The following is a 20,572-nucleotide window of genomic DNA, read 5'->3' on the forward strand; positions in this document are numbered from 1 at the left end:
TCAGATCGCTGAGCCGAGTTGGAAAATGGGCAGGTACATCGCAACCACCAGGCCGCCGACGACAACACCCAGTACCACCATGATGAACGGTTCCATCAGGCTGGTGAGGTTGTCGACCATGTTGTCGACTTCGTCCTCGTAGAAGCTGGCGACCTTGTCGAGCATATCGTCCAGGGCGCCGGACTCTTCGCCAATGGCCGCCATCTGGATCGCCATGTTCGGGAACACGCCGGAGGTGCGCATGGCGAAATTCAGCTGCATGCCGGTCGACACGTCCTGCCTGATGCGCAGCACCGCGCGCTTGAACACAATATTGCCGGTAGCGCCGGCTACCGATTCCAGGGCATCCACCAGCGGCACCCCGGCGGCGAATGTGGTCGATAGCGTGCGGGCATAGCGGGCGACGGCGGACTTGTACATCAGCGTGCCGACCAAGGGCACTTTCAACAGCCAGGTGTCCACCCGATCGCGAAAGGTCTGGGATTTTTTGAAGGCGCGACGCACACCGAAGATCGCTGCGGCCAGCGCGCCGAGCATGACCCACCACCATTCCTGCATGAACTCCGACAGGCTGATGACCATCACCGTGAAACCCGGCAGCTCGGCGCCAAACCCGGCGAACACGGTCTTGAACTGCGGCACCACCTTGACCAGCAGAATCCCGGTGACGATGATCGCGACGAACACCACGGCCAGCGGATAGGTCATGGCTTTCTTGATCTTGGCCTTGAGGCTTTCGCTCTTTTCCTTATAGGTCGCCACCCGATCCAGCAGCGTATCCAGGGCCCCGGCCTGTTCACCGGCGTCCACCAGGTTGCAGTACAACTCGTCGAAATATTGCGGTTTCTTGCGCAAAGAGGCGGCGAAGCTGTTTCCGGCTGCAACTTCCTGTTTCACCTCATCCACCAGCTTGCGCATGGCCGGGTTGTCGAAGCCTTCGCCAATGATGTCGAACGACTGCAGCAACGGCACGCCGGCCTTCATCATGGTCGCCATCTGCCGGGTGAACAAAGAAATGTCCTGGGCCTTGATGCGTTTGCCCAGGCTGAAAATCGACGCGGACTTCTTGCGCACCTTGCCCGGGTTAATCCCTTGCTTGCGTAGCTGTGCCTTGATCAGCGCCGGGTTCAGGCCGCTCAGCTCGCCGCTCATTTTCGTGCCTTTCTTGTCCATGCCTTCCCAGGCGTAGACGCTGATTTTTGCTGCCTTGACCGCCATGTTCAGTCCTTGGTGACCCGGTTGATTTCTTCAAGGCTGGTGATGCCTTGCATGGCCTTGATCAGCCCCGAAGTACGCAGATCGTTGAAGCCGTCCTTGCGCATCTGGATCTCGATTTCCAGGGAGTTGCCCTCGGCCATGATCAGCCGTTGCAGGTCCGGGGTGTTCTTCACCACTTCATAAATCCCGATTCGCCCTTTGTAACCGTTGTTGCAGTGATCGCAACCGACGGGCTCATAGATCGTGAAAGAGCCGATGCGTTCCTCGGGGAAGCCCTCCTTGATCAGCGCCTCCCGGGGAATCTCGATCGGCGTCTTGCAATGACTGCACAGTTTACGTGCCAGGCGCTGGGCGATGATCAGGCTCACCGACGTAGCGATGTTGAAGCCGGGGATGCCCATGTTGTGCAGGCGGGTGAGGGTTTCGGCGGCGCTGTTGGTGTGCAGGGTCGACAGCACCAGGTGCCCGGTCTGGGCGGCCTTGATCGCTATTTCGGCGGTTTCGAGGTCACGGATCTCGCCGACCATGATCACGTCCGGGTCCTGACGCAGGAACGAGCGCAGGGCCTGGGCGAAATCCAGGCCTTGCTTGGGATTGACGTTGACCTGATTGATGCCTTCCATGTTGATCTCCACCGGGTCTTCGGCGGTAGAGATGTTGATGTCCACGGTATTAAGAATATTCAGCCCGGTATACAGCGACACGGTTTTACCCGAACCGGTGGGGCCGGTGACCAGGATCATCCCTTGGGGCTGCTTGAGCGCGGCCATGAACAGGGCTTTCTGGTCCGGCTCGTAGCCGAGGGCGTCGACGCCCATCTGCGCGCTGGACGGGTCGAGGATCCGGATCACCACTTTTTCGCCCCACAGGGTTGGCAGGGTGTTGACCCGGAAGTCGATGGACTTGCTCTTGGACAGGCGCATCTTGATCCGTCCGTCCTGCGGTCGCCGTCGTTCGGAGATGTCGAGGCTGGCCATGACCTTGAGCCGGGCGGCAATGCGGCCGGCCAGTTGAATCGGTGGCTTGGCCACTTCGCGCAGAATGCCGTCGGTGCGCATCCGCACCCGGTAGGTTTTTTCGTAGGGCTCGAAGTGCAAGTCGGAAGAGCCGCTCTTGATCGCATCCAGCAGCATCTTGTGGACGAAGCGCACCACCGGCGCATCATCGGCGTCCTGGCCGGGGATGGAGTCCTGATGCTTGTCGTCGATCGATTCAATGTCCAGGCCATCGAGGTCAACGTCGGCCATGTCTTCCAGGCCGGTGGTGTGGCTGTCGAAGAATTTCTCGATGGCGTCGCTGAGCTTGTCGTCTTCGACCAGGATGGCTTCGGTGCTCAGCCCGGTGCTGAACTGGATATCGTTGATCGCCTGATGGTTGGTCGGGTCGGAAATCCCCACGAACAATTTATTGCCGCGCCGCCAAAGGGGCAGGGCGTGGTGCTGGCGGACCAGCTTCTCGCTGACCAGGCCCTTGGGCTGGGTTTCCTTGTCCAGGCAGTGGAGATCCAGCAAGGCCATGCCGAAATGTTCCGAGGCAATCTCCGCCACCTGCCGGCTTTTCACCAGTTTGTTCTGCACCAGGTAGCTGACCAGGGAAATGTGATTGCGTTGGGCTTGCTGATACGCCTGTTGCGCGCTTTTGTCAGTGAGCAGTTCGGCCAGCACCAATTGCTTGGCCAGACCGCTAAGGGCGATGTCATTCATGGGGATACCGGACGCAGACAGTTCATGACTTATAGCCTAGTCAAGGGATGCAGCGAAACCAGCGGTGTTGAGGTGACAAAAAGTGTCAGATAGTGCGGTTCCAGGGAGTAGGAAAGGTCGTTTGCGACTCTTCGCGCCCCGTGTGCAGGGCCCGGAAGGCTTGGCACGGAGCATGCTGGGGCTTATTCAGATCATGAGATTCCGACTCATGCATGGAGCTTGTCTATGAACACTCAGAAAGGTTTTACGTTGATCGAGCTGTTGATCGTGGTGGCGATCATCGGGATTCTGGCGACGTTCGCCATTCCGGCGTACTCGAAGTATCAGGCGCGGGCGAAAGTGACGGCGGGGGTGGCGGAGCTTTCGGCGCTTAAAGTGAATTATGAAGACAAGGTCAACTCGGGTACGGCTGCCCCAGCCGTTGCTGACATCACTTCGGCTGCCACCACGCAAAATTGCACCATTACCGTCTCGGCAAGCCCTGCTGGCATCATCTGCACGCTCGTAGGTGCGCCAGCGCAGGTGTCCGCTGCGACGATTACCCTGACTCGTGATGTCACGTCGGGCTGGTCTTGCAAAACCAGCGCCGCCGCCGATTTCGCCCCAGCGGGTTGCCCTCATGGCTAATGGCAGCTAATTATTGGTAGACGACCCAGCCCCGCCTCTCAAGAGGCGGGGTTTTTTTTGCTGATGGTTTGAGGATTCGATGCGGGGGGGACGTAAAAATAAAACCTTCGCAAATTCATGGCCTTAGGCCCACGTCAAAACCTGCAACTTGCATGTCGATAACGCGTAACTCATGCAATTTGCATGATTTCGAAAATTGTCTGTTTTGTTAAGTCGTTGATTTATAACGGTTATTTAGCCGTCTCAAACTTGGCACAGCGTTCGCAATATACCCAGTAACCCTGCTGACAAGACACGCAGCAGACTTTGAAGAAAAACAGGAGTTACTCGTATGAAGAAGTTCGCTATCGCTACTGCTACCGCGCTGACCCTGACCATGGCCGGTGCAGCTTTTGCACAGACCACCCCTGTCACCCAGGCTCCGATGACTCTGGCGGCGGGTGAAGTGACCGAGGCTAAAGAAGCTACTTCGGATACCTGGATCACTACTAAAGTGAAAGCTGATCTGGTTACCGAGAAAGGCATTCCTGGCACCGACATCAAAGTCGAAACCAACAAAGGCGTTGTGTCCCTGTCGTCCACTGTTGCGGTGACTGACGCTCAGAAAACCACGGCCGTGGCTATCGCCAAGAAAATCAAAGGCGTCCAAGCGGTCTCCGCTGACGGCCTGAAAGCCGAGTAAGGCAAGACTTCTCCGCCTGAACCGGGAGAAGGCGTGGCAGACGAGCCGAGTCATACGTCTGCCGCCTCTGGAGAGTTCATGCGACGGCCATAAGGATGTGGCCATTACAGGCCTCCGACATTCGAGTCGGGGGCCTGTTCTATTCAGGGCCGTAAAAGCTTTTAATCTTTAATGACCGCGCTTGCTGGTGATCTGCACCAATCGATTACCTTCAAACCGCAGGTACTGATACATCCCGCTGTTGGGGCCGTAGGTCCATTCCTCGACCTGGAACTCTTCCCGCCGGTTGGCGCTGCGCTTATAGCCCAGCACATCCCGGGCCACGGGCTGTCCGCATTTCTGCAGCACTTCGCTGGACCTGTCGCCGACGCTGATCAACTGGCTGCCACAGCGCAGGGTATCGGCTGCCGAGGCCTGGCCCGCCGCAAGTGCCAGGGCCAGGCTCAGCAGCCAGCGCGCGCCCATCACTCGGCGTCCAGATGCATCGGCGTAATGACCCGACCGTCGCTTTGCGCTTCGCCAAGGTTGGCGTCGATAAAGTACACGCGGTCATCGGCCATCTGCGCCTTGTCCACCAGGAAGTCCTTGATGCTGCTGGCGCGATCCTGGCCCAGTTGACGCAACAGCACGTCGCTGGAAGCCCAGAACTTAATCACGTCAGCACGCATTTTCGCGGTACGTTCTTCCTTGCCCAGATCTTTCCATTCAGCCGGCGGCTGGGTCTTGAGGCGCGTGCGGTAGATCCCTTCCAGCAGCGGACCTTTCTCGCCCTCCGGCACTTGCAGCAGGGATGCCTGGGCTGGGACTTTGTCGCCGCGGCGCTGGAGCATCTTGTAGTAGTTGTACTGGTATTCGCGCTCCAGGCGTTGCTCGGCGATCAACGGGCCATCGCTGCTTTGCGCCGCGGTGCCTTCGATTTCCAGGCGCAGGGCCGGGCGTTCCTTGAGTGCACCGGAGAGTTTGATCAGCGAGGCCTCGGCCTCCTTGCTCAGGTCGCTGGAGCCTGCTGCAAACGATACGGTGCCCAGGTCTTCCGAGCCGCCACCGCTGATCAGCCCGCCAATCATTTTGAACGGTGCTGCGGCGGCTTTGACGATCAGGTTGCGCAGGGTCTGCCAGACAATCGGCATGACGCTGAACTGCGGGTTGTTCAAGTCGCCGGACACTGGCAGCTCGATGGAAATCTTGCCGTCGACGTCCTTGAGCAGGGCGATCGCCAGTTTCAGCGGCAGGCTCGTGGCATCCGGGCTGTCGACCTTTTCACCGAGTTGCAGTTGCTCGACCACCACTTTGTTTTCAGCCTTGAGCTGGCCCTTGGTGATCAGATAATGCAGGTCGAGATTGAGCCGGCCCTTGCGGATGCGGTAGCCGGCAAATTTGCCGGAGTAGGGCGTGAGGGTGGTCAGCTCTACGCGTTTGAAACTGGTGGCGATGTCGAGGCTGGCCATCGGGTCGAACGGGTTGACCGCGCCCTTGATGGTCACTGGTGCATAGCGGTCGACCTTGCCCTTGATGTCGACACTGGCCGGTTTTGCCTGGCGGCTGTCGATGGTGCCGATCGCACCGTTGAGTTGTTGCACGGCGGTGGCGAAGTTCGGGGTCAGGCTGAAGTCGGCGAAGTTTGCCGAGCCGTCATTGATGGCAATGCCGCCGATATGGATGCCCAGCGGTTTGTCCTTGCTGGCCGCCGGTTTGGCTGCGGCAGTCTTGGCGCCGGCGTCGGGCGGCTGTGGGACCAGCAGGTCATCGATGTTGGTGGTGCGGTCATCGTTGATCATGAAGCGCGCATACGGCTGGAACAGGTTGACCTTGTCGATCGACAGGCTGTCGCCGTGCTGATAGTTCAGGCCTTCGAGCACCAATTGCTGCCACTTGAGGAAGTCGCGGGTTTTCAGGGTGTCGAGGGTGTGCAACTGATCGACCTGGGCGCGGCCGGTCACGCTGAACGCCAGCGGGTCGGTGCTTTTCAGGTCAACCGCCAGGTCGCTGCCGAGCATGCCGCTGCGCAGTTCAAGGCGAATGAACGGGGTGATGTAAGACTGGGCGACCCGCAGGTCGATGTCCTTGGTCTGCACTTTCAGCTTGGCGCTGACCGGTGCCAGATTGACCTGGCCGTCTGCGGTGATCTTGCCCTGCTTGCCCAGGCCGGTGTCGAGCTTGAGATTGAAAGGCGAGCCATTGAGGCTGTCGAAGTTCTGCAGGTCCAGGTTCAGCGGGCCGACTTCCAGCGCCACGGGCGGTTGTGCCTTGCGGTCGGCCAGATGCACCTGATAATCGCGCAGTTGCACGTCTTTGAGCAGCACCTGCCAGGGTTTGCTCGGCGCGGCGGGTGCCGGGGGCGGTGAATCGGCTGCGGCCGGTGCAGTGGCGGGTTCTGCCTTGGCCTTCACCGCTGCCTTGGACGGTTGGCTGGCGAACAGTTTCTGCCAATCCAGCTGCCCATCCGCTTCCAGGGCGGCCCAGGTTTCCAGTTTGTTACTGCGGATCTTGCCGACTACCACTTGCTGCTTGGCCAGGTCGACGGTGGTGTCACTGACGTCCAGGCGTTGGAGTTTCACCAGCGGCCGACCGTCCGGCGCATTGATGGCAAACGGCGCGACGCTGACCGCGACGTTACTCAGCAGCAGTTCGGTTTCCTTGGCCAGGTTGAGCTTATAGTCGGTGCTCAGGTTCAGCACACCGTTTTCCAGAGCCAGCGGCAGCGCGTCACGGACGTACGGCCACCAGACTTTCATCTGGCCGTCGGTGACTTTCAATTTACCTTCGGAGGCGATCGGGATCAGGCTGAAATTGCCGGTCCAGTCGATCTGCCCGCCCGACGGGCCGGCCGCGACCAAAGTCATGTCGGCGTTGTCGTCGGGCAGGGTGCTGAGGTTCTTCAGCTCGAAATCGAGTTTGTCGTAAAGGAATTCGATGGGCTCGCTGGGGCGCGCATCCTGGAAGTGCACATAGCCGCCGGCCAGTTTGATCCGCTCGACCCGCAGCGGGAACGGTTTGGCGTCCGGGTCGGCCGGGGTCGGTTCGCTGGCGGGAATCTTGAACAGGCCAAGCAGGTTGAGTTTGCCGTCCTTGCCGAAGAGGATTTCGGTCTTGGGTTTGTCCAGTTCGATATCGGACAGGTGCAGTGCCTTGGTCCACAGGCTGTCGATCTGCAAGTTGGCGTAGAGCCGCTCGAAGCCGACCTGTTCCTTGCCCGGTTCACCGATGATCAGGCCCCACAGGGTTACTTCAAGGCTGAACGGATTGAGTTCGATCCGCTGGATATGGGCGGGCGTCGTGGCGTAGTTGGCTAACTGCTGGTTGGCGATCCGCAAGGCGATGCCTGGCAAAATCAGGAACCCCAGCAGGCTGTAGAGGGCCAGAGCAGTCAACAGGGCGCCGATAGCGCGAATCAATCCTTTGGGCATGTGCGGCTTCATTTGTCTGATCGGAGTGCCTTGGAGTATGGCATGCGTTTTCGGTTCCGAAGTACACGCCCTCTTCAGGTTTGTTCAGAAAGAAGTGTAGGAAATTTCCCAGCGTTAGAGCTGCAGGATCAGGGTTTTCAGCGGTGGCTGCTGATCCATCGACGGAAAATCGCCGCCCGGTGTCATCACCGACCACTCCCGTACCGGCCGCCCGGCCTTCTCGGCACAGCGCAATACCTGCTCGCGCCAGTCGTCCATGCTGACTTTCGCCAGGTTGTTGCAGCAGATCAGCACGCCGTTGTCGGCGGTGGTCAGCAGCGCCGGTTTCAGCAGGCTCTGATAGTCGCGCAGCAGGTCGACGGTGCCGAATGCGCTCTTGGCCCAGGCCGGCGGATCGAGCAATACCAGATCGTACTGGCGTTGTTCCAGGCGCTGATAGCTCGGCAGTTTCTGCCCGCGACGTTGGCTGATCGGCAGCCCGGCCAGTTGGCGGATCGCCGGGAAATAATCGGACTGGATGAATTCCATGGTTGGCAGCTGCGGATTGAGCAGACCGTTTTCGCGGCCGACGGCGAGGTTGCCTTCAGCGAAGTCGAGGTTGCAGACTTCACTGGCACCACCGGCCGCCGCACTCAGGCCGACGCCGCAGGTGTAGGCGAACAGGTTCAGCACGCTTTTATTCTTGCTGTGATCCTTGACCCAGCCGCGGGTGTTGCGCAGGTCGAGGAACAGCAGCGGGTCTTGCCCGGCGTGACGACCGCGAACCCGGTAGTTGAGGCCCCATTCGTGGCCGATCAGGTCTTGCAGGGCGGCTTCGTCGGCACGGTAGACCGTATCTTCGCGATCGATGCGCGAATTGCCCCGGGAGCGGTCGTTGTAGACCAGCAGCAGCTCGAGGCCCAGGTGTTGATTGATCGTCTCGTGCAGTTGCAGCAGGTCATCGCGTTCCAGCGATTGGTGAAAACTTTGCACCAGCAGTTGCGGGCCGTAGCGGTCGATGGTCAGGCCGCCGGCACCTTCCTGGCTGCCATGGAACAGGCGATAGCAGTTGGTGCCCTGCTCATGCAGTTCGGCAAGCAGGTCCTGGCGATGATCGAGGGCGGCGCGCAGCGCCTGATTCAAGGAAGACATGCTGGGCGCCTTGCAGGAGGAGGGAATTTGGCGCGGGAGTTTAACAGTTACTGAGCCGATCGTTCCCACGCTCTGCGTGGTAATGCCTCGATGGACACTCTGCGTCCGCTTCTGGGACGCGGAGCGTCCCGGGCTGCATTCCCACGCAGAGCGTGGGAACGATCAATGCGCAGCGATCAACCTATAGGAGCGAGGCTTGCCCGCGAAGAATGCCACGCGGTCTGTCTGATCGACCGCGTTATCGGCCGGAGTTCAGTTCAACAACCCCATCCGCCGCTTCGCCCGCTGCACCGATCCATTGCGCATCGCCCAGCGCAGCATCGGTGCGCTGCGTTTGACACTGGCGCGGATCAGTTGGCGTTGCAGCGGATTCTGGCTGACGCCGAGCATGTCACTGGCCCAATCCGGCAGCAGATCGATCCCGGCCTGCATCATCAAGCCGCCAAACGGCTTGGCCATGCGGCTGGGGGCGGGTGCGTTCAACAGCAGTCGCAACACCTCGCGACTGCGCTCATCGCATAGCAGTTGCGGACGGATTCGCTCAAGGTATTCGGCCATTTCTTTGCGGCTACGCGGCACATCACGGGCGCCCAGGCGTTCGGCGATTACCGCGATTTCAGCGTAGTAACGGTCCTGATCCGCCAGCGACAAGTGCGGATTGCGATAACGCAGATGCGCGGCAAGGAAGTTGCTGACCTCGGCGACATGCACCCAGGTCAGCAAATCCGGATCGCTGGCGGCGTAAGGCCGGCCATCTGGCGCGGTGCCGACCACTTGCAGGTGGATGGTGCGGACTTTCTCGATCAACCAGTCGGCGTCCTTGCGCGAGCCGAACGTGGTCCCGGAAATAAACTGACTGGTGCGGCGCAAGCGGCCGATCATGTCTTCGCGAAAATTCGAGTGATCCCAGACCCCGGCCAGGGCCAGTGGGTGCAAGGCTTGCAGCATCAGCGCACTGATGCCGCCGATCAGCATGCTGCTGAAATCGCCATGCACCTGCCAACTCACCGAATCGGGCCCGAACAGGCCGGGATCGCCCTTGGGGTTCTCCAGGTCGAGCTTGCCCAAGGACAGGCCGGTCAGACTCATGAGCTGGGTTTCGATGCGGCTGCGGATAAATTCCATGGCGACTCTGTGGCGAAAAAGAAAGCGCGGCCATTAACGACCGCGCAGGCTTTTGAAACAAGCGATTATTGGTTCAGGCGTTTATCGACCAGGTCCTGGACCACACTCGGATCGGCCAGGGTCGAAGTGTCGCCCAGGCTGTCCAGTTCGTTGCAGGCGATCTTGCGCAGAATCCGCCGCATGATCTTGCCCGAACGGGTTTTCGGCAAGGCCGGCGCCCATTGAATCAGATCCGGTTTGGCGAAGCTGCCGATTTCCTTGCTGACGTGGGCCAGCAGTTCCTTCTTCAGTTCGTCGTTGGGTTCAGTGCCGTTCATGGGCGTGACGAAGGCGTAGATGCCCTGGCCCTTGACGTCGTGGGGATAACCGACCACCGCCGCCTCGGCGATGCTGTCGTGCAGCACCAGGGCGCTTTCCACTTCGGCGGTGCCGATGCGGTGCCCGGAGACGTTGATCACGTCGTCGATGCGCCCGGTGATCCAGTAGTCGCCATCCTCGTCGCGCCGTGCGCCGTCGCCGGTGAAGTAGTAGCCGGGGTAGGGCTTGAAGTAGGTTTCGACCATGCGCTGCGGGTCGCCATAAACGCTGCGGATCTGCGCCGGCCAACTCGATTTGATCGCCAGCACACCGCTGCCGGCGCCTTTGATTTCCTTGCCCACCTCATCAAGCAATACCGGTTGCACGCCGAACATCGGCTGCGTCGCGCAGCCCGGTTTGATCCGCTGAGCGCTGACCAGCGGGCTGAGCATGATGCCGCCGGTTTCGGTCTGCCACCAGGTGTCGACAATCGGGCAACGCTGCTCGCCGACCGCGTTGAAATACCAATCCCACGCTTCGGGGTTGATCGGCTCACCGACGCTGCCGAGTAATCTGAGGCTCGCGCGGGACGTTTCCTTCAACGGCTCGGCGCCTTCGCGCATCAGCGAGCGCAGGGCGGTCGGCGCGGTGTAGAAGATGTTGACGTGGTGTTTGTCGATGACCTGCCAGAAACGCGAACTGGTGGGGTAGCTCGGCACGCCTTCGAAGATCAGCGTGGTCGCGCCGTTGGCCAGCGGGCCGTAGACGATGTAACTGTGGCCGGTCACCCAGCCAACGTCGGCGGTGCACCAGAACACTTCGCCGTCACGGTAGTCGAGCACGTACTTGAAGGTCATCGCCGCTTGCAGCAGGTAACCGCCGGTGGTGTGCAGCACGCCTTTGGGTTTGCCGGTGCTGCCGGAGGTGTAGAGGATGAATAGCGGGTCTTCGGCGTCCATCGGCTCCGGCGGGCAATCGTCGCTGACATCGCGCAGGGCCTGGTGATACCAGATGTCGCGGCCTTCGACCCAGTTCACTTCGCCCTGGGTGCGCTCGACCACAATCACGGTGCTGACGTTCGGGCAGCTCTCCAGTGCTTTGTCGACCTTCTCTTTCAGCGGCACGAACTTGCCACCGCGCACGCCTTCATCGGCGGTGATCACCGTGCGACAGTCGGCGTCGAGAATGCGGTCGCGTACGGAGTCCGGAGAAAAACCGCCAAACACCACCGAATGCACCGCGCCGATCCGCGTGCAGGCAAGCATGGCGTAGGCCGCTTCGGGGATCATCGGCATGTAGATGCACACCCGATCGCCTTTCTTCACGCCACGACTTTTCAGCACGTTGGCCAGGCGGCAGACGTTGTGATGGAGTTTTTTGTAAGTGATCTGGGCGGATTCGGCGGGGTCATCGCCTTCCCAGATGATTGCGATCTGATCGCCCCGTTTTTCCAGGTGACGGTCGATGCAGTTGTAACTGACGTTCAGCTTGCCCCCGGCAAACCAGCTGGCCTCTCCGGTTTTCAGGTTATAGCGCTGGACGGTTTGCCACGGTTCGCTCCAGTCGAGAAAGCGCGTGGCCTGTTCGGCCCAGAAGGTGCTGGGGTGTTCGATGGATTGTCGGTACAGGCGATGGTAGTCGTCCTGACTCAAATTGGCAGCCCGGCGCACGGCATCGGCTTTGGGGAACGTGCTGATATCGAACATGACGGTTCCTTATTCTTGTTTTGCGACAAGATTAAGATGCGCCGAGTGACGAATGGGTTCAAGGCCCGAACATAAACACCACCCTGTAGGAGCGAAGCTTGCTCGCGAAGCAGGCTTCGCTCCTACAGGATTCAGGCCGTTAGCCGCGGTGACGACCGCGGAAGTAGTTGATCAGGCCTTGTGTCGAAGCATCGTCAGCCGGGGTTTCTTCGCTGCCGACCAGGCGGTTGTAAACGCCTTTGCCCAGCTCTTTACCCAGCTCCACGCCCCACTGGTCGAAGGCGTTGATGCCCCAGACCACGCTTTGCACGAAGACTTTGTGCTCATACAACGCCACCAGCGCGCCGAGACGACGCGGGCTGATGCGCTCGACCACCAGGGTGTTGCTCGGACGGTTGCCCGGGATCACCTTGTGCGGGGCGATCTTGTGCACTTCTTCCTCGCTCAAGCCCTTGTCGCGCAGCTCGGTTTCAGCTTCGGCAAGGGTCTTGCCGAGCATCAGGGCCTGGCTTTGGGACAGGCAGTTGGCGTACAGCCACTGGTGGTGGTCGGACACCGGGTTGAAGCTGACGATTGGCACGATGAAGTCGGCCGGGATCAGCTGGGTGCCTTGGTGCAGCAACTGGTGGTAGGCGTGCTGACCGTTGCAGCCGACGCCGCCCCAGATCACCGGACCGGTATCGGTGGACACTGGCGTGCCGTCCTGGCGCACGCTCTTGCCGTTGGATTCCATGTCCAGCTGTTGCAAGTGCTTGGTGATGTTGCGCAGGTAGTGGTCGTACGGCAGGATCGCGTGGCTTTGCGCGCCCCAGAAGTTGCCGTACCAGACGCCGAGCAACGCCAGCAGCACCGGCATGTTCTGTTCGAACGGTGCGCTCTGGAAATGCTGGTCCATGGTGTAGGCACCGGACAGCAGCTCCTTGAAGTTCGACATGCCGATGGCCAGGGCAATCGGCAAACCAATGGCCGACCACAGCGAGTAACGCCCGCCGACCCAGTCCCACATCGGGAAGATGTTCTCTTCACGGATACCGAACGCCACGGCCGCAGCATTGTTGCTGGATACGGCGATGAAGTGACGATACAGCTCGGCTTCCGAACCACCCTGGGCCAGGTACCAGGCGCGTGCGGCCTGGGCATTCTTCAGGGTTTCGAGGGTGTTGAAGGATTTCGACGAGACGATAAACAGCGTGGTCTCGGCGCGCAGCTTCATGGTCAGTTCGTGGAACTCACTGCCGTCGATGTTCGCCAGGTAATGGCAACGCACGCCTTTCTGGGCGTAGGACAGTAACGCTTCGGAGACCAGCTCAGGGCCGAGGAACGAGCCGCCGATGCCGATGTTCACCACGTCAGTGATCGGCTTCTCGGTGTAACCGCGCCACAGACCGTCGTGAATGCGGCCCACGAGGTCGGTGATCTGGTTCAGCACTTTGTGAACTTCCGGCATCACGTTGACGCCGTTGACCGACAACTTGTCGCCCACCGGACGACGCAAGGCAGTGTGCAGCGCCGGGCGGCCTTCGGAGGAGTTGACGATTTCGCCGTCGAACAGCGCCTTGATCGCGCCCTTGAGGTCGACTTCGTTGGCCAGGCCCACCAGCAGATTGCGGGTCTCGGCGTTGATCAGGTTCTTCGAATAATCGAGAAACAGACCGCAACTGCTAAGGGTGAATTGAGTAAAGCGCTGCGGGTCGGCATTGAATGCTTCGCGCATGCTGAAATCCTGCATGGCTTGGCGGTGTTCTTTCAACGCTTGCCAGGCGGGCAGAGCGGTAACGTCATGAGGAGTGCGGTAGTACGCCATCGCTGCGATTTTCCTTTTGCTTGAACTGCCTTTAAGACACTGAAGATCCCGGAATGTCTCGACCACTGGGTGGGCTACATCCGGTCAATCTGCGTGGACACGATTAAATAGCGCAGGGCGGTAACAGTAAACCTCGCGTGTGGTTCTGTCTTCGCTTTGTATGACTCGTTTTCTGTACTTTTTTAACATTGAAACAGCAAACGCCCCGACAGACGGATGGCTGCCGGGCAGAATGGCCAGATCAGGCGACCTGGACCGGAATGGCATTGCTGGTGTGGCTCAGCTCATTGCCCGGCGCCATGTAGAGCATGCGCGGCTTGAAATTGAGCAGTTCGGCTTCGCTGTAGTGGGCATAGGCGCAAATGATCACCCGGTCGCCGACCTTGGCTTTGTGCGCTGCGGCACCGTTGACCGAGATCATTCGCGAACCTTCTTCGCCACGAATCGCGTAGGTGGTGAAGCGTTCGCCGTTGTCGACGTTATAGATCTGGATCTGTTCGTATTCACGGATGCCGGACAGGTCCAGCCATTCGCCGTCGATGGCGCAAGAACCTTCGTAATCGAGAACTGCGTGGGTGACTTCGGCGCGGTGCAGCTTGGCCTTGAGCATGATGGCGTGCATGAGTGTTTCCCAGGTCGGAATCGAACGGCGGGCATATTGCCCGAAGGCTTGAGGGGCAGCAATACAACGCTAAGCCGCGCAGTAACGGGTAGGAGCGAGGCTTGCCCGCGAAGAGGCCGTCACGTTCGACATCTCCATCGACAGATATGACGTCTTCGCGAGCAAGCTTCGCTCCTACAGGTTTCTGCGATGTCAGGATGCGTCGAGATTCAAGTGCAAGTTGTCGATCAACCGCGTGGTGCCGAGGAACGCAGCCACCAGAATCACCAGGTCTCGATCTTGCGCTGTCGCCGGACGCAAGGTCACGGCATGGCGGATTTCCAGGTAATCGCTACGCAATCCCGCCGCTTCGAGCTGTTTAACCTGCCCGTCGATCAACGCCGGATAATCGCGCTCACCCTGTTTAATGGCGTCGGCAATCGTCGCCAGCGTGCGATACACCACCGGTGCAGTTGCTCGCTGTTCTTCGCTGAGAAAACCGTTGCGCGACGACAACGCCAGGCCATCGGCGGCGCGTACGGTCGGTTCGCCGATGATCTGGATCGGCATGTTCAGGTCATGCACCAGCGCGCGAATCACCGCCAGTTGCTGGAAGTCTTTCTGGCCGAAGACCGCCAGGTCAGGCTGGACCATGTTGAACAGCTTGCTGACCACCGTCGCCACACCTTCGAAATGCCCCGGACGGCTGGCGCCGCACAGGCCTTCGGACAATTGCGGAACACTGACGCGGGTCTGACCGGCCATGCCGTCGGGGTACATTTCTTCGACGGTCGGGGCGAACAGCAAGTGGCAACCGGCCTGGAGCAGTTTCTCCTGGTCGGCCGCCAGGGTGCGCGGGTATTTGTCGAGGTCTTCGCCGGCGCCGAACTGCAGCGGGTTGACGAAGATGCTCGCGACCACGAAGTCCGCCCGTTGGGAGGCTTTGGTAATCAGCGCGACGTGGCCGCTGTGCAGGTTGCCCATGGTCGGTACGAAGGCGATACGCTTGCCTTCACCGCGGGCACGGGCCACGGCAGCCCGCAGTTCGCGGACGGTTTTGACGGTGTTCATGCAGAGAATCCGTGTTCGATGCCTGGGAAAGTGGCGGCTTTGACTTCCGCGACATAAGCGCTCAAGGCGGCGTGAATGCTGGCCTGGCCATTCATGAAGTTCTTCACGAACTTCGGCACGCGGCCGGTGATGGACAGGCCGAGCATGTCGTGCAGCACCAGGACCTGGCCGTCGGTGCCGCTGCCAGCGCCAATGCCGATCACCGGAATGCCGACGGCTTGAGTGATTTCCAGCGCCAGCTCGCTCGGTACGCATTCCAGCAGCAGCATGGCGGCGCCAGCCTGTTCCAGAGCGATGGCGTCAGCACGCATCTGCCGCGCCTGGTTCTCGCTGCGACCCTGGACTTTGTAGCCACCGAGGATGTTCACCGATTGCGGGGTCAGGCCCATGTGCGCACACACAGGCACACCGCGTTCGGCCAGCAGGCGGATCGAGTCCGCCAGCCACAATGCCCCTTCGACCTTGATCATGTGCGCACCGGCCTGCATCAGCAGGGCGCTGTTGGTCATGGCTTGTTCGGTGGTGGCGTAGGCCATGAACGGCAGGTCGGCGAGGATCAGGGCGTCGGTGTTGCCGCGTTTGACGGCCGCTACGTGGTAGGCCATTTCCGCGGTGGTGACTGGCAAGGTGCTGTCGTGACCTTGCAAGACCATGCCGAGGGAGTCGCCCACCAGCAGCACTTCGACACCGGCCTCATTGCAGGCGTGGGCGAAGGTCGCGTCATAGCAGGTCAGCATGGTGATTTTTTCACCTTTCTGCTTGAGGCTCTGGAGCGTGGTCAGGGTGATGGCTGGCATGTAAAAAATCCTCGTTCAGGCGCTATGGAAACTACTGCGAGTAACGCGCGTGATTCTTCATTTACTCAGGCGCACGGTCTTTTGTCGTGCTTATAAGGCCTGGATTGCGCCCTTTAGCGCCGCGTTGGCGGCAGCGGGACGCCTATAGTCGTGAGGAGGACTCGGGAAGTCAATTGTGTGTGTTACCGCGTTGTTACGGTGGGGGTGTTACCGGGGGAAATAGACGCCTGTAGGAGCAAAGCTAGCTCGCGATTGCGTTCGGTCAGTCAGCATGAGGCTGAATATCAGACCGTTATCGCGAGCAAGCTTTGCTCCTACAGAGGACTAGCGTGCAGTTTGGGGAAGGCGTTCCAACCCGACAAACGGGCACGCTTCGAGCAATTCGCTGAGTGATCGGCCATCCGCCAGGCGCAAATCCCCAGGCGCCAGTTCGGCCAGTGGATACAGCACGAAGGCGCGTTCCTGCAGATGGTAATGGGGGACTTTGAGGCGAGGTTCTTCGATCAGGCGATCACCAAACAGCACGATGTCGAGATCCAGCGTGCGCGGCCCCCAACGCTCAAGGCGCTCGCGGCCCTGGCCGTTCTCGATGGCTTGCAGCGCATCGAGCAGTTCCAGCGGCGCGAGGGCACTGTCGAGGGCGGCGATGGCGTTGGTGTAGCGCGGCTGGCCGGGCAGCAACGAGTCGCTTTGATAAAACCCGGAAACCCCGATCAGCTCGGTTTGAGGCAACCGCGCCAGCGCCGTGACGGCGCTGCGCAACTGTTCGGCGGGGTCAGCCAGATTGCTGCCCATGCCGATGTAGATGCGTTCCATGACTTACTCGCCCGTAGTGCTCGGGGCGCCGGCGGCGCGCTTGCGCTTGGCGCCACCGCTGCGACGACGCTTGCGCGGGGCGCCGGTGCCGTCATCCTTGCCGCTGAGGTCGCGGATCATGTCGCGACGTTCGCTGTCGTTGGCGTCCTGATAATCCGTCCACCATTCGCCCAGGCCATCGGTCTGCTCGCCGGCGCTTTCGCGCAACAGCAGGAAGTCGTAACCGGCGCGGAACCGCGGGTTGTCGAGCAACAGGTCGGCGCGCTTGCCGCTACGGCGTGGCAGGCGTTCCTGCATGTCCCAGATCTCGCGGATCGGCATGGTGAAGCGTTTCGGAATCGCAATGCGCTGGCACTGTTCGGCGATCAGCTCGTGAGCCGCTTCCTGCATCGCCGGAATCGGCGGCATGCCGCGTTCCTGCAGACGCAACACGCGTGCCGGCAGGGCAGGCCACAGCAATGCGGCGAACAGGAACGCCGGGGTCACCGGTTTGTTCTGCTTGATCCGCAGGTCGGTGTTGATCAGCGCTTCACTGATCAGCGTGTGCGTGTAGGTCGGGTTGTATTCCAACGCCTCGGCACTGGCCGGGAACAGCGGATCAAACAGCTGCAAGTCGACCAGCATCTCGAAGGTGTCCGCGGCATGGCCGGAAAGGAACAGCTTGAGCACTTCTTCGAACAGGCGGGCAGACGGAATCTCGCGCAGCATCGGCGCCAGGTCACGGATCGGCGCGGCGCTGTGTTTTTCGATACCGAAATTCAGCTTGGCGGCGAAACGCACGGCCCGCAGCATCCGTACCGGGTCTTCCTGGTAGCGTTGCTTCGGGTCGCCGATCAGGCGGATCAGGTGATTGCGGATGTCGTGTACGCCGTTGGCGTAGTCGAGAATGCGCTCGCTGACCGGATCGTAATACAAGGCGTTGATGGTGAAGTCGCGGCGTTGCGCGTCTTCTTCCAACGTGCCGTAGACGTTGTCGCGCAGAATGCGCCCGCTCTCGTTGCGGGAAGACTGGTTGCTGTCTTCCTCTTCATCGTTTTGCGGGTGATTGGCGCGGAAGGTCGCGACTTCAATGATTTCGCGACCGAAGTGGATGTGCACCAGTTTGAAGCGACGACCGATGATCCGCGCGTTGCGGAATTCGGCCCGTACCTGTTCTGGGGTGGCACTGGTGGCGACGTCGAAATCTTTTGGCGTGATGCCGAGCATCATGTCACGCACGCAACCGCCAACCAGATAAGCCTGGTAACCGGCGTTCTGCAGGCGTTCGACGATATTCACCGCGTAGCGGCTGAATTGCCCCTTCTGCAGCGAATGTTGGCCGCTGTTGAGCACTTCAGGCGTGCTGCGGATGTGTTGCGTATGACGCTTGGGCGAACGGAATGACTGGAACAACTTCTTCAGCATGGGATGCACTGTTTGAAGGAATGTTCGGCCATAACGAAGAATGACCGCATGATGGGCCGGGATTCTAGCATTTAGTCGGGGGATGGTGTAGGACATAGCAGATATGAGCTGCAAGCCGCAAGCTACAAGGGAAACGAAGGGCAATCGGGGTATTTTTATCAAATCGCAGAAACTACAAGGGGAGCCGAAGCTCCCCAAGAAGTAGTTGCATGCTCTATTTTTATTATTGGTTTCGGGCTTTTTGTTTTTGTTAAGTGCCCTCGCCATGAAGTTTTTCCTTCATGACCCTCCCAATCGGGAGCCAAGAGCAAACGGATTGCTTTGGTCGCTGTGTTGCAGTGATCTTGCGATCCAACCAGTTCAGGCTCTGTCTTAGGACAGTTTTTGTTGTTCTCGGCCTGGTCGTGGGGCAAGCCCCAAATACAACGCCTCTCCAAAAGAATCAGTTAGCTGCGCCTCTCGCCGTCTTGTTTTTATTGTGCGTGAGTCGATTCGTCTTATTTTTATTGTCTTGTGCATTGCTTGTTATTGTTCTTGTACTAAACATATAGCAGGGTGCGTGCCAACTTTTGCGAAGCCCAGCAAAACAAGGGGTTAAGCCGCGTAACGAGGTTTTTCAAGGCACAAAAAAACCGGGGCTTCGTTACCGTAAGCCCCGGCTTCTGTTACGTGAAAAGACTGAGGTAACAGTTTTTTCACAAAATCACGTGTTACCCGCACACCGGACAGGTGACGTTCAGCTCTCGCTGGCCACCCCGGTCTTGCGCCGTGGAATGCCCAGGCGTTGGCGGCGTTCCCACAGGCATTTGCGGCTGACCCCGAGTTTGCGGGCCAGTTCGGTTTCGGTCATGTGGTCCTGATGCTCGAGGACGAAGTGCTGGAAGTAGTCTTCCAGCGACAGGTCTTCGGTCGGCTCATGGCTGTTGTTACCGGCGGCGCTGCCCTGTTGTGGCGGCAGGCCGATGAAATCGTCATCGTCCAGATCGCTCAGTTCGATGTCGATCCCCAGCAGCTCGGCGGAAATTTCCGGGCTCTCGCACAGGATCACCGCGCGTTCGACCGCGTTTTCCAGCTCGCGCACGTTGCCCGGCCAGGTGTAGTGACGAATCGCCTGCTCGGCGTCCGGGGCAAACTTCAGATCGGTGCGGTTGACCCGCGCGCTCTGCCGCTTCAGGAAGGCCTCGGCGATTTCGTTGACGTCGGCACCGCGCTCGCGCAGAGCGGGCAGTTTTAGGGCAATCACGTGGAGACGGTAATAAAGGTCTTCACGGAACTGGCCGATTTTCGCCAGGCTCTTGAGGTCCCGGTGGGTCGCGGCGATCAGGCGTACATCGACTTTCTGCGATTGCACCGAACCGACACGACGAATTTCGCCTTCCTGCAACACACGCAGCAGGCGAGCCTGCGCTTCGAGTGGCAGTTCGCCGATTTCATCGAGGAACAGGGTGCCGCCGTCGGCTGCTTCTACCAAACCGGCTCGCCCGGCGCTGGCGCCAGTGAACGCGCCTTTTTCGTGGCCGAACAGTTCGGACTCGATCAGGCTTTCCGGAATGGCCGCGCAGTTCACCGAAATCATCGGTGCCTTGGCGCGTTTGGAGAGATTGTGCAGGGCGCGGGCCACCAGTTCTTTACCGGTACCGGACTCGCCCTGGATCAGGACATTGGAATCGGTGGGCGCGACTTTGCGGATCTTGCTGTACAGGTCCTGCATCGGCGGACAGGAACCGATGATGCCGATCTCGCCATTGCTGTTATCGACGCCCGGCTTTGCGGCGCCATTGGCGGCTTTGCCGACCACCGGTTCACCGGCGGCAGGCGCCGACTGGCGATCACGCAGGATGCGTGCGACAGCCTGGAGCATCTCATCGTGATCGAAAGGCTTGGCGATGTAATCCACCGCGCCCATCTTCATGGAATCGACGGCCGAACGCAGGCTGGCGTAGCTGGTCATGATCAGCACCGGAGTGCCCTGACCGAGTTTGATCAGTTCAGTGCCCGGGGCGCCAGGCAGGCGCAGGTCACTGACGATCAGGTCAAACGTGGGAATGCTGAAACGCTCTTGTGCTTCCTGCACGGATCCGGCTTCGCTGACCTGATACTGATTACGTTCCAGCAGGCGGCGCAAGGCGGAGCGGATAATTGTTTCGTCTTCGACGATCAAAATGTGCGGCATTGATTCGATA

General features: G+C 60.0%; 16 protein-coding genes. 2 read left to right on the plus strand and 14 right to left on the minus strand.

What is annotated here, in order from left to right:
• Positions 1-1,218: a type II secretion system F family protein gene (locus HKK52_RS25295; RefSeq protein WP_169373029.1), complete on the minus strand. Its 1,218-nt coding sequence runs from the start codon at positions 1,216-1,218 to the stop codon at positions 1-3.
• A gap of 2 nt (positions 1,219-1,220) precedes the next feature.
• Positions 1,221-2,921, minus strand: coding sequence for a type IV-A pilus assembly ATPase PilB (gene pilB, locus HKK52_RS25300; protein ID WP_169373030.1), 1,701 nt, complete (start codon positions 2,919-2,921; stop codon positions 1,221-1,223).
• Positions 2,922-3,146: 225 nt separating this feature from the next.
• Between pilB and HKK52_RS25305 the strand changes: the two genes are divergently transcribed.
• Positions 3,147-3,548, plus strand: coding sequence for a pilin (locus tag HKK52_RS25305; protein WP_169373031.1), 402 nt, complete (start codon positions 3,147-3,149; stop codon positions 3,546-3,548).
• Between the two features lie 331 nt (positions 3,549-3,879).
• Entirely contained in the window at positions 3,880-4,230 is a 351-nt protein-coding gene (locus HKK52_RS25310) for a BON domain-containing protein (protein WP_169373032.1), read from the plus strand.
• A gap of 168 nt (positions 4,231-4,398) precedes the next feature.
• On the opposite strand, the gene HKK52_RS25315 is transcribed toward HKK52_RS25310, so the two are convergent.
• From HKK52_RS25315 to HKK52_RS25370, 12 genes are all read right to left on the minus strand, one after another.
• Positions 4,399-4,695 carry a DUF2845 domain-containing protein gene (locus HKK52_RS25315; RefSeq protein ID WP_169373033.1) on the minus strand — a complete coding sequence of 99 codons (297 nt, stop codon included), beginning with the start codon at positions 4,693-4,695 and terminating at the stop codon, positions 4,399-4,401.
• Positions 4,695-7,637 (minus strand): DUF748 domain-containing protein, encoded by a 2,943-nt coding sequence (locus HKK52_RS25320; protein WP_169373034.1) that lies wholly within the window; start codon positions 7,635-7,637, stop codon positions 4,695-4,697. Before HKK52_RS25320 ends, HKK52_RS25315 begins: the two co-directional genes overlap by 1 nt.
• A 114-nt stretch (positions 7,638-7,751) precedes the next feature.
• A complete protein-coding gene (locus HKK52_RS25325; protein WP_169373035.1) occupies positions 7,752-8,768 on the minus strand; it encodes a class I SAM-dependent rRNA methyltransferase in 1,017 nt (338 codons plus the stop codon).
• 252 nt (positions 8,769-9,020) lie between these two features.
• Entirely contained in the window at positions 9,021-9,893 is an 873-nt protein-coding gene (locus tag HKK52_RS25330) for an oxygenase MpaB family protein (RefSeq protein ID WP_169373036.1), read from the minus strand.
• Between the two features lie 65 nt (positions 9,894-9,958).
• Complete coding sequence (gene acs / locus HKK52_RS25335; protein ID WP_169373037.1) at positions 9,959-11,896, minus strand: acetate--CoA ligase; 1,938 nt, start codon at positions 11,894-11,896, stop codon at positions 9,959-9,961.
• Positions 11,897-12,035: 139 nt separating this feature from the next.
• Positions 12,036-13,700: a glucose-6-phosphate isomerase gene (pgi, locus tag HKK52_RS25340; RefSeq protein ID WP_169373038.1), complete on the minus strand. Its 1,665-nt coding sequence runs from the start codon at positions 13,698-13,700 to the stop codon at positions 12,036-12,038.
• 241 nt (positions 13,701-13,941) lie between these two features.
• Positions 13,942-14,322 (minus strand): aspartate 1-decarboxylase, encoded by a 381-nt coding sequence (panD, locus tag HKK52_RS25345; protein WP_003228271.1) that lies wholly within the window; start codon positions 14,320-14,322, stop codon positions 13,942-13,944.
• Positions 14,323-14,514: 192 nt separating this feature from the next.
• A complete protein-coding gene (gene panC, locus HKK52_RS25350) occupies positions 14,515-15,372 on the minus strand; it encodes a pantoate--beta-alanine ligase (RefSeq protein WP_169373039.1) in 858 nt (285 codons plus the stop codon).
• Positions 15,369-16,169, minus strand: a complete 801-nt coding sequence (panB, locus tag HKK52_RS25355) for a 3-methyl-2-oxobutanoate hydroxymethyltransferase (RefSeq protein ID WP_169373040.1) — start codon at positions 16,167-16,169, stop codon at positions 15,369-15,371. Before panB ends, panC begins: the two co-directional genes overlap by 4 nt.
• 324 nt (positions 16,170-16,493) lie before the next feature.
• On the minus strand, positions 16,494-16,985 hold the full coding sequence (gene folK / locus HKK52_RS25360; protein ID WP_169373041.1) for a 2-amino-4-hydroxy-6-hydroxymethyldihydropteridine diphosphokinase: 492 nt from the start codon (positions 16,983-16,985) through the stop codon (positions 16,494-16,496).
• Positions 16,986-16,988: 3 nt separating this feature from the next.
• Positions 16,989-18,389: a polynucleotide adenylyltransferase PcnB gene (locus HKK52_RS25365; protein ID WP_054616641.1), complete on the minus strand. Its 1,401-nt coding sequence runs from the start codon at positions 18,387-18,389 to the stop codon at positions 16,989-16,991.
• 736 nt (positions 18,390-19,125) lie between these two features.
• Positions 19,126-20,562 carry a sigma-54-dependent transcriptional regulator gene (locus tag HKK52_RS25370; RefSeq protein ID WP_169373042.1) on the minus strand — a complete coding sequence of 479 codons (1,437 nt, stop codon included), beginning with the start codon at positions 20,560-20,562 and terminating at the stop codon, positions 19,126-19,128.
• Between the last annotated feature and the right edge of the window lie 10 nt (positions 20,563-20,572).

This window comes from Pseudomonas sp. ADAK2 (genome assembly GCF_012935755.1).
Classification (GTDB): domain Bacteria; phylum Pseudomonadota; class Gammaproteobacteria; order Pseudomonadales; family Pseudomonadaceae; genus Aquipseudomonas.